The following is a 9,544-nucleotide window of genomic DNA, read 5'->3' as shown; positions in this document are numbered from 1 at the left end:
GAAAATAAATAAAAAGCAGGGAACTTCATTTATAGAAAGTCCCTGCTTTGTGTTTAATAAAGGAAGATACATTGACTGTACTGTATTCACTTCTTCCATTCTATATAGTTTCATTACATATAAATAGTTATCACCCCTGTTCTCAAAACAAATTTTAACAATATTCACCATCCTCATAACTCCCACATTTATCCCCATTTAAAATTTGTGTCTGTTCTCAATAATATATTTTTTTATTTATATAAATATGAAGGAGAGTTTATTTATGGATGTTCGAGATAAGGTAGTTTCTTATTGGCGAACTTGCCTTTCAGATATGTTAAGGCGAGACCTTGATGTTAACAAAACAGAGCAGGTTACTCTACCTCGTAAAGAATACAAGAATGGAAGAATAACTGAAGAGACATATGAAGAAGTAGGGAGCACAATCAAAAATAAAAAGCAGCGAAGTATTGATTGTGTTATTGCTCCTTTTGTATTAAAACCTAGTCAAAGATACTACAATGAAAATTATTTTATTTCCCCTATCCTTATTCCAGTTACACTTGATAAAGCAACACTAAAGTTTACATATGATGAAAAATTCCAGCCATGGATTCCGAGGATATTACTGGAACCTCATAACATAACAAGTATGGATACATTAGGAACCATGTGGGATTATGAGAGGTATTTAACGAACAAAGGGTTATTAAGACCGGATAATTGGGATCATCTACTTCACTATGTAAAGGAATTAGATGAAAACGTCCTTGATTATTCCGATGGAGAATATGTAATGGACAGAGAATGTAAATTGTTTCTTGATGTGCAAAATAACCAATATGCAACTCAAACCTTATTAAATTTTTATGAACAGATGGAGAGAGATCAACCTCATGTTCCATTATTCGATGAATACATAAGTCTCCAACAAAAGCAATTAACATCAAATCAAGCAAGTGGCTTTGAATTATCTAAGCAACATTTAGGTCAGATGAGTGATGAGCATTCACTATCCCCGTCTCAAAGAGAGACTCTCCATAACTTTATGACTCAAAAATCAGGAAATATTCTGGCCGTTAATGGACCACCTGGGACCGGGAAAACAACTTTACTTCAATCGGTAGTGGCTACAAAATTCGTAGAATCAGTTCTACATAATGATGAAACACCACCAATTATTTTTGTCTCTTCCACAAATAATCAAGCCGTAACTAATGTTATAGACAGTTTTGGTAGTACGAATGAAATGATGGATATAGATGAAAAAGTAGGACTTGAGGGTAGATGGGTTCCTAATGTTAAAAGCTATGGTCTTTATGTTCCTTCCAAAACTAAGTTCAAGAAGCTGCAAAAAGATGAGACTTCCTATTACATGCAGAGTCCTGATGGTGATGGATTTTTGAAAAAAGCTAATCAATCAATTTTGAACCAAGAACATACATACCTTGAATATTTTGAAAAATATTCCGGTCTTGAGAATCAATCGTTAGAGGATGCTGCGGAGTGGTTACAGAGTCAAGTAAAAGAAACAATTCAAAACATGTGGAATGTCATAGATGTATTAGAAGAGATAAATCATTTAGATGTCATCATCATCAAAAGACAGGATTATTTACGTCAAGCGCACCTCTCATTGCTATCAAGAGTCGTTAAATTTCTAACCAATATTGATATATATTTCAAGAATCTAAAAAGAAAGTCTCTTATCAAAAAGTTAAATGCCTTGTATGGTTACCAGCATACAAATAAAGAGTATAAGAGTATGTTCACTGATTTGGATAGGTATCACAGGTACATGGCCTTCAAATATTCTGTTCATTATTGGGAAGCAAAGTACCTCATCAATCAAAAGAGAAAGTCTGAAGAATATGAAGATACACTGAAGAAATGGAAGGATTCTGCACATTTATTTCCTTGTCATGTTTCTACATTGTATACTTTGCCAAGTGCCTTTAACCAATCCAAAATGAAAGGGATAGAACCTTATTATAATGCTATCGACCTGTTAATTATTGATGAAGCAGGTCAAGTTTCCCCAGAAGTTGGTGGTCCTGCTTTTGCCTTGTCCAAATCTGCTTTGGTAGTTGGTGATGAGTTGCAAATAGAACCTATATGGAATCTTTCACCACCAATTGATGAAGCTAACATGGTTCGAAGTGGTATTGCTCGTAAACAGCATTCAAATCGTGACTACCATTTGTTGAAAAAGTTAGGTATAAGTACAACAGGTACTTCATTAATCAAAACTGCTCAAAAGGCAAGCTCTTTTCAAAAAATAGAAGGTATGAGGGGGATGTTCCTTTCAGAGCATAGAAGATGTCAAGATGACATCATTCGCTATTGTAACGATCTCGCTTATAATGGAAAGTTAGAGCCAATGGCTACGAAAAAGAAGGATTATAAATTCTTGCCTTATTTAGGATATGCAAACATTGAAGGGGAAGCACAGCTAAGGGGTGGTAGTAGATATAACCAAAATGAGGCTAAGGCTATTGCTCAATGGGTCAAAAACAACGAAGAACAACTAACTCAAGTAAGCGGCAAAACGATAAGTGATACTATTGCCATCATCACACCTTTTACTCAACAGAAACTAGCAATAAAAAAAGCATTAGGCAACAATTATAAGAATGTTGTCGTTGGAACTGTTCATTCCTTACAAGGGGCAGAGAGAGATGTCATCATCTTTTCTCCTGTATATTCTAACAATAATAGTTTCTTTTTTGATAAAGGTGTCAACATGCTAAATGTTGCAGTGTCAAGAGCGAAGCAATCTTTCTTAGTGTTTGGAAATATGAAGATTTTCCATAAGGAAGGTAATAAGCCGTCTAATTTACTTGCTAGATATATATTCTCTGATATTAATAATAAGTTAAGATGAGCGCAAAGACACTATTCCTTAAGATTATATTTAATTTACTACTCAAAAAGATAAATGTAGGATTGCTTCATACGGGAGGTATTACCGTCATGGAGACGAGAACAGTTATAGGAAATTACAGGGCAAATGAAAGGTATGATAAAAAGTTTATCCCAAAGAAATTGAAGAGTTTCTCTATCACCACCCCGATGTGTTAGACATTCAAGTACATAGTATTACTGATAAGAATTTCGGTCCAAGATAAAGTAATGTATATAGACACTTAACAAAATGTCTGGGCTAAACTTATGTCACTCCTGCCCCCTATAACCTTATCATGCTAATGCTTTAGTACAGTGGGGTCAGGCATTAATTTGAAGATTTCAAGATGAAGAATATGTACTTTGATAAATAATATGTAGTGGTCGAATCTGTTTAATGATCTCAACCAGATCAGGAAACAAATGGATACGGTCCATCATATAGACCTGACATAATTAAGCCATGAGAAAGGACTCTCACGCTATCAGTGGAAAACTGGAAATAACCATCCTTATGGAATTTACATCTATTCAACTCAAAGGACCAACAAAAAAATGTATGGAAGAGTACCTTTATGGATCACTGACTAAACCTTATGAACCTCAACATCGATCTTGGAATTAGTAAAAAATAAAGGAGACTAATCGAATTGAACGTCTATTTAGATTCAAATATCATTTATTCCGACCCATTTTTCAAACAATCATATAGCCACTTAACCTTGGAATTAGCTCAAGAAAATATAGTGAATATTTATATGTCCCGTGTAGTTTATCAGGAATCATACAATAATTATAAGAAACAAATTCAAGAGATGATGTCAGATATAAAGAAACTTCAGGCCAAGGAAAAGTTCACCAAAGGATCAATTGATGAATACTTTGAGGTCAAGCAAGATGGTATTTCTAATTACTTAAAAGAATTTGAGGAGTTTTATGAGGAGTTATTTGCACAAGGAGTCATTACTTTAATAGAGTACGACAATAATATTTTACCTGAATTGGTATCTCGTTCACTACAAAGAGTGCAACCGTTTACTGATAAGAAGCAGGAATTTAGAGATGCGATCATTTGGCTATCGTAAGTAGCTCATTCTAAAGAAGATAGTACGATAGGCAGCTGTTATTTAGTATGTAGCAACCGTAATGATTTTGGTCAAGATAATGAAATTTTTGCGGACTTAAAGAAAGATTCTACTGATTTTAACCTAGTTTATTCTTTGAATGAGTTAATTTCAACAGCTACGGAAATTCAAAAATACAAAAAACCAACAGATTGGAAAAGAAAACCGAAAAAAGATCAAGAGTCCTTTGTTACTAACATCGTCGAAACACATTGTATGGATGATATAAACGATAGCTTTAATACCCACATTACTTACCGTGAACTATATGAGTATCTCTTTGGTATTAATATATATTCTTATAATGGATACATGGATGTTGATGTTATAGATATTACAGAAGTGGGAGTTAATGAAGTGGAAGCTCTTTTAGATAATGTAATTATAAAAGGGCATATGGTGGGTTTCGCCTCTGTAGCAACATATACATACGGAATACCAGGACTAACGGAAGAAAGTGATCCTGATTTACTCGAAACGAATTTAGTACAACTAAAGATTTCTTATTCTCTAGCTTTGAATAGTGAATTGGAATACGAAGACTTTGAAGTTGAAAATATAGAGATGACTCATAAAGCACTAAACTTATCATGAGAGTATAAAAAGGGGCGATGCCTAGATATATGGACAATAAACCCATATAATGTTGTGAAGATCATCTGGACCACATCATTTTCGGTTACATCAATTAATGCCATGAGTGTGATCCCACCTGCGAAAATTGAAATTAACGTGCGGTCCCTTAGCAGGCAGGCTATATTGTCTAAAGCCTATTATTAAAATCTATGTATATCTCATGAGAGAGCACCTCTTTAATGGCGCTCTCTCTTTTTAATCTTACAATCTGTTATGAAACATTTCCTAAACACAAGATTTTCCGGCATATTTCGGGGCGTTACAGGCACTTAGACTTTTTGATTTTGAGAAAACCATCCTAAGTAAATGATCGTTTGCATTTATTATCAAGTAATCATACCAACTCATCCATCAATGCTAACAGAGATCCTCTATGCTGAACCATGTCAATACTATTTACGCTCTGAATTAATGCTCTGTGAAGATTTTCAGCTCTATCGATTAAGGAGTTTATTATCCGAACACATTCTTTCTGTTCTTCAGTAAGCGATTCCATTTTGCTCTTGATTGAATCCTGTGTTGATTCATCTAAAATGAAAAATAACTTTCCGAGCAGACCTACCCAAACATCAGAAACTTGAATTAATCGTTCTGTTTTGGAATCAATGAATTTATAATTGTCTAGTTTACCGCCATTCAAAGTGAAAGGCATAGCCTCTAATGACGATTCTGCCTCTGCTTCTTCATCAAAATAATGGATGGAATCTTTATATAATGCGCACCGCCCGGTTCTTAAACCTGAGTATTCCTCAACTAATAATCCTGGTGTGTTATCTTTAATGAAGAACAGTTCTTCTCCCCGTCCATTCTCTTTAAGTAACTGCCGGAAGTTTTCTAAATAGAAGTCGTCATCATCATATGACTGGATAAGATCGCTAAGTTCATAGCAAAAGTCCTTAATATCAGCTTTCACTAAACTCGGATAATCGTATCTATAAAATATAGGCAAGATTTCATCTAAATGGGCTACGACAAATCTATGCCAGCTTGCCTTCAGAGCTTCTAACCATTCAGGTCCAAAGTTGAACTGTGTCTGAGTGACAAATAACGAATCTACAATATCCACGATGGAGTAGTACATATTATTTAAAGTAGCATAGTGGACATAGAGGCCACTGCTTTCTAACCATGTGAGGAATTGCTGAATTGGTTTCTTCCCTATTGCAGTCCAGAAATCAGCTCCTCTACCAGCTAAAGTTCTAAACTTGATTTCTGGAGCTTGGATTTTCAGTTCATCGTATAATAATTCTAAATTACACGGTGGACTATTACCATTAAACAGCACACCACCGAGAATAAAGTCATTAACAATGGCCTCTTCAGCATTCACACCATTATCGGTCAGTCTAAACTTGCGAACGTTTCCGGTCTCATCATAATAGAAGCTGTACTTTTCATTAAGTAATGGTATGCCGGATGATGTGCTCCAAATATTTCGATATTGGTCTACATCCATGCTACCTACCTCCCCATCCGATCTCTTTGTAAGCTTATCTCCATACTTTTAGTGCTCGTTTTTAAACAGATAAAAAATTAAAAATATTTGATAACAAGATCAAGACCATTATGGTAATAGGTTAATAAGTTAAATTGCCTGGCACCTATTATTATGTGTTCAAAAGGAAGTAAGGATGATAACGAAAAATATCTACCTCATTTTTCATTCATCATCTAAATCTAAGAAGAAATTAACAAAATCTCTTCCGAATTTAGACACTTCAAAATTATCCTTTGATTTAAGCTTTGGTTCCTTTAGTTTCGGCAAAGAGCGTTTATGTTTTGGATTTGTTAATTTTTCTAAATAAGAATATAATTCTTTGAATTTTTTTGAGATCTCTTCTAAATCAGAATATATATTTAAGTCTGTTCGGGTTGTTAATATTCCAATCCTATGAAGATTCCGACGAACAGCCTCATATTGCTCGTAACTAAGTCCATGTCTTTCCATTATATCTTGGTATGATTCTCTATTTTCGTGGTTAAGAACATAACGGGAACAGTACATTAAATTTAGTACTGATATATCCACCATCCTCAATTCTTTTAAAACATCATAATAAGTAAGGATAAAATCGTCTGATATCTGTTCATGCTGTGTAACGTTCACAAAGCCATTAACCATATATTCAATTTTTTCTTCTTGTTGTTCATCTATAACGTAATCCATAATATAAGAAAATAGTTGATCTATCTTATCTTTTTGTTTATCCGTTTTTTCTTTCAAATTCAAATTGACTTCTTCGATCTTTGCGTACAACTCTTCAGTAAAAACAACAATATTCCTTTCAAACCGGGCACGTTTATATCCTTGGACAGCTCCTGAAACAACAGGAACAAGTGAACTTGCAGAATCAACAATAATATCTCCTACCATACTTGTGATAGATTCTTTTGCCATATTTCCAGCTGCACTACTTCCTGCGCTTAATATAGAATCAAGTGTTAATCCTTTGCCTGCACTTCTTAAATCTTCTCTTTTGTCCTCTTCCAATGTCATTCACCCTAATTTAGATTTTAAGATTGGATTAATTCTATAACTTTCTTCACGTTCGTAAAGTTATTAAACTTTAAAGCACATACCCTGTAAAGCCAGGATGTCCTTTTGAGTTATATACACTTTGATCATTTAAAAGATCTTTGTATATAATTTCATCACTTCCATCCATTTTACTATACAGAAAAGCATCAAAAACATATCTCTTTTTTTCAAAATCTTTTTCTTGAATTAAACTGTCTGGTAAGCTTGTATATTTAACTAACCCTGTAAAGTACTCTTCACCAATAGGATGCTCATGATCGCCAATCAAGTATTGAGCGATTTTTTCAAACTCATAACCTCTAGCTTGAATACCTATTCTTAAGATAGTCTTGTTCATATTCTCTAGATTCTTTTTTATTTCTCGTAAGACATTCATAAGCCGTTCATTGTAATTTTCTATTATTTCTTTCTCTATATCCAAATCATTAATTTTTAAAGAAGATCTGAAAGCACTCTCTAGATAATGAATCCAAAATTCATACCCTCCATTAAGGACACCAATCCGTTTTTTATTCTCCTCTTTAAGAATTTTTAAATCCTCTAAAATATCACCGTTATTTAGAATAATAGGCACGTCTTGGTACTGAGAATCTAAGGTGAACGTAATTTCAGAAACTTTCTTTGTAAGCGTTACCAAAGTTTGATATCTTTCTGAAACGAATTCATTTAATTTCGCTAAATTAATACCTAAAATCTCACTAGGCTCATAACCTGGGGAGTCACTATACACTTCAATAATAAAATCATTTTCACCGCTTATATCCAAAGCAGGCCAACTTGCGTAAAATTTTTTGTTGATTTTGCTTTTAAGTCCATCTACACCTTTACGTAAATCAGTAGGGTGCATTCCAAATGCCGCTCTTAGATGTTTAAAATAAACATCATCTTTCACGGGTTTATTAAAGATTGAACTTGTCTCTTCAAAAGGGTATTGAACTTGAGTTGCACCTATATTAATTTTACTAAGAATATCATGTAGTAACTTAATTGACATGTGTATTTGGTCTATTACAATGATGTATTGTAATAAAGACAAAGAGTTTTTATGATTATAACCTACTCCTGTTAACTCAATATCTAAATTCTTTGTTCCTTCCACGCCTACTGAAATCCAATCCATAGCCGAATACACAGCGTTCATCTGATTGGTATTGTCCATATTTTCACAAATTAGATTGAACTTTCTGTTTGAATTAACGGTATCTCTAAAATTGGCAATCAACTTTGAATCTAACTCTAAGTCCTGCATTGTAATTTTTGGTTTCATTATATTCTCCTCTCCAAACTATTATTTTTCATTTGGTTCCATTACCTTATAGAAAATATTTCCTCCATTATATATTTGTAGCGAAAAAAATAAAACATTAAAAACATTATGACTTTCTAATAATCTCGAATACTTTGGTTTTTCCAGTAAAATAACTACCCATATGTTTTATTTCATACTCTGACAACAAAATCCAATTTTTGTAATTATTCATTGATAACTAGAACGTATGTTCGTATAATGTTTGTAAGGAAGGTGATTAGTTTGAGGTTTCCTTACTACACAACCACAATTCTAGAAGACCTAATAACTCAATGGTATAAAAGCCACAAATTTACAGAGCCGGACGATTTAAATGTTTACACCATTGGATCCGAGTCCCAAATATTTGTGACTTGTAGACCTACTCAAGCTAGTTACATGAGGGTAGGGAAGTTTCAAGAAATCGTATTAGATAGTCGCCTCCCTTATATACACCAACGAGAGCAATTCTTCCACGAGCTTTGTCATGCTTTGAGGCATGCAGGTCGACAATCTTTCATGCCTTATTCTTTTTATGAACTTCAGGAAAGGGATGCCAGGCACTTCACTCTATACGCCTCGCTCCCCACTCATATGATTAATGATTATAACCTTTCAAATCCAGCTATTATCGATCAGTTGTCACATGACTTTATGATTCCAAGAAAAGTTTGTATTGAGCGTTTAGAAAAAATTAAGAGTCGAATTGTACCGTCGGATAAGTCTAATTTGATTAATCTAAGGAAGGAGGGATAAATATGGCTAATTACCGTAAAAGAGGTAACAAATGGTATTTCCAAATATATACAGGAGTAGATCCGTCTACTGGGAAAAAGAAATTTACATCTAAAGGAGGGTTCAAGACAAAAAAAGAAGCTCAGATGGCCGCAGCTGAAGTAGAAAAGGAAGTATTTGAAAACACATATGTTCAAGAACAAAATATTACCTTTCAGGAATTTACTTTAGAGTGGCTTAAGACTTATCGTGATACCGCTAAAATTAGTTCCGTGAGAAATCGACAGCATAACTTGGATCACTTAAATAGGTTCTTCGGAAATAAAAAAATAAAAG

At 33.8% G+C, this 9,544-nt stretch carries 8 protein-coding genes; 5 read left to right on the top strand and 3 right to left on the bottom strand.

Features of this window, described 5'->3' with window-relative positions; translation table 11 throughout:
- Positions 1-265 precede the first annotated feature (265 nt).
- From LD39_RS01895 to LD39_RS01885, 3 genes are all read left to right on the top strand, one after another.
- Complete coding sequence (locus LD39_RS01895; RefSeq protein WP_035542302.1) at positions 266-2,866, top strand: AAA domain-containing protein; 2,601 nt, start codon at positions 266-268, stop codon at positions 2,864-2,866.
- A 670-nt stretch (positions 2,867-3,536) separates the two neighbouring features.
- Positions 3,537-3,971 (top strand): PIN domain-containing protein, encoded by a 435-nt coding sequence (locus LD39_RS01890; RefSeq protein ID WP_035542300.1) that lies wholly within the window; start codon positions 3,537-3,539, stop codon positions 3,969-3,971.
- A 135-nt stretch (positions 3,972-4,106) separates the two neighbouring features.
- Positions 4,107-4,604 carry a hypothetical protein gene (locus LD39_RS01885; RefSeq protein WP_035542298.1) on the top strand — a complete coding sequence of 166 codons (498 nt, stop codon included), beginning with the start codon at positions 4,107-4,109 and terminating at the stop codon, positions 4,602-4,604.
- A 376-nt stretch (positions 4,605-4,980) separates the two neighbouring features.
- On the opposite strand, the gene LD39_RS21700 is transcribed toward LD39_RS01885, so the two are convergent.
- From LD39_RS21700 to LD39_RS01870, 3 genes are all read right to left on the bottom strand, one after another.
- Positions 4,981-6,102 carry a DUF3800 domain-containing protein gene (locus LD39_RS21700; RefSeq protein ID WP_052158689.1) on the bottom strand — a complete coding sequence of 374 codons (1,122 nt, stop codon included), beginning with the start codon at positions 6,100-6,102 and terminating at the stop codon, positions 4,981-4,983.
- Positions 6,103-6,306: 204 nt separating this feature from the next.
- Entirely contained in the window at positions 6,307-7,137 is an 831-nt protein-coding gene (locus tag LD39_RS01875; protein WP_035542297.1) for a hypothetical protein, read from the bottom strand.
- A 76-nt stretch (positions 7,138-7,213) separates the two neighbouring features.
- Positions 7,214-8,452, bottom strand: coding sequence for a hypothetical protein (locus tag LD39_RS01870; protein WP_035542296.1), 1,239 nt, complete (start codon positions 8,450-8,452; stop codon positions 7,214-7,216).
- Between the two features lie 240 nt (positions 8,453-8,692).
- On the opposite strand from LD39_RS01870, the gene LD39_RS01865 reads away from it, so the two are divergent.
- Both LD39_RS01865 and LD39_RS01860 read left to right on the top strand, forming a co-directional pair.
- Positions 8,693-9,229, top strand: coding sequence for an ImmA/IrrE family metallo-endopeptidase (locus LD39_RS01865; RefSeq protein ID WP_369793209.1), 537 nt, complete (start codon positions 8,693-8,695; stop codon positions 9,227-9,229).
- A gap of 2 nt (positions 9,230-9,231) precedes the next feature.
- Positions 9,232-9,544: Arm DNA-binding domain-containing protein (locus LD39_RS01860; RefSeq protein WP_035542292.1), on the top strand; the 313-nt coding region annotated here is incomplete at its 3' end.

Origin of the sequence: Halobacillus sp. BBL2006, assembly GCF_000786645.1 — a bacterium.
GTDB lineage: Bacteria > Bacillota > Bacilli > Bacillales > Halobacillaceae > Halobacillus.
The sequence above is the reverse complement of the archived record's forward strand: the minus strand, read 5'-3'. Positions and strand labels throughout refer to the sequence as shown.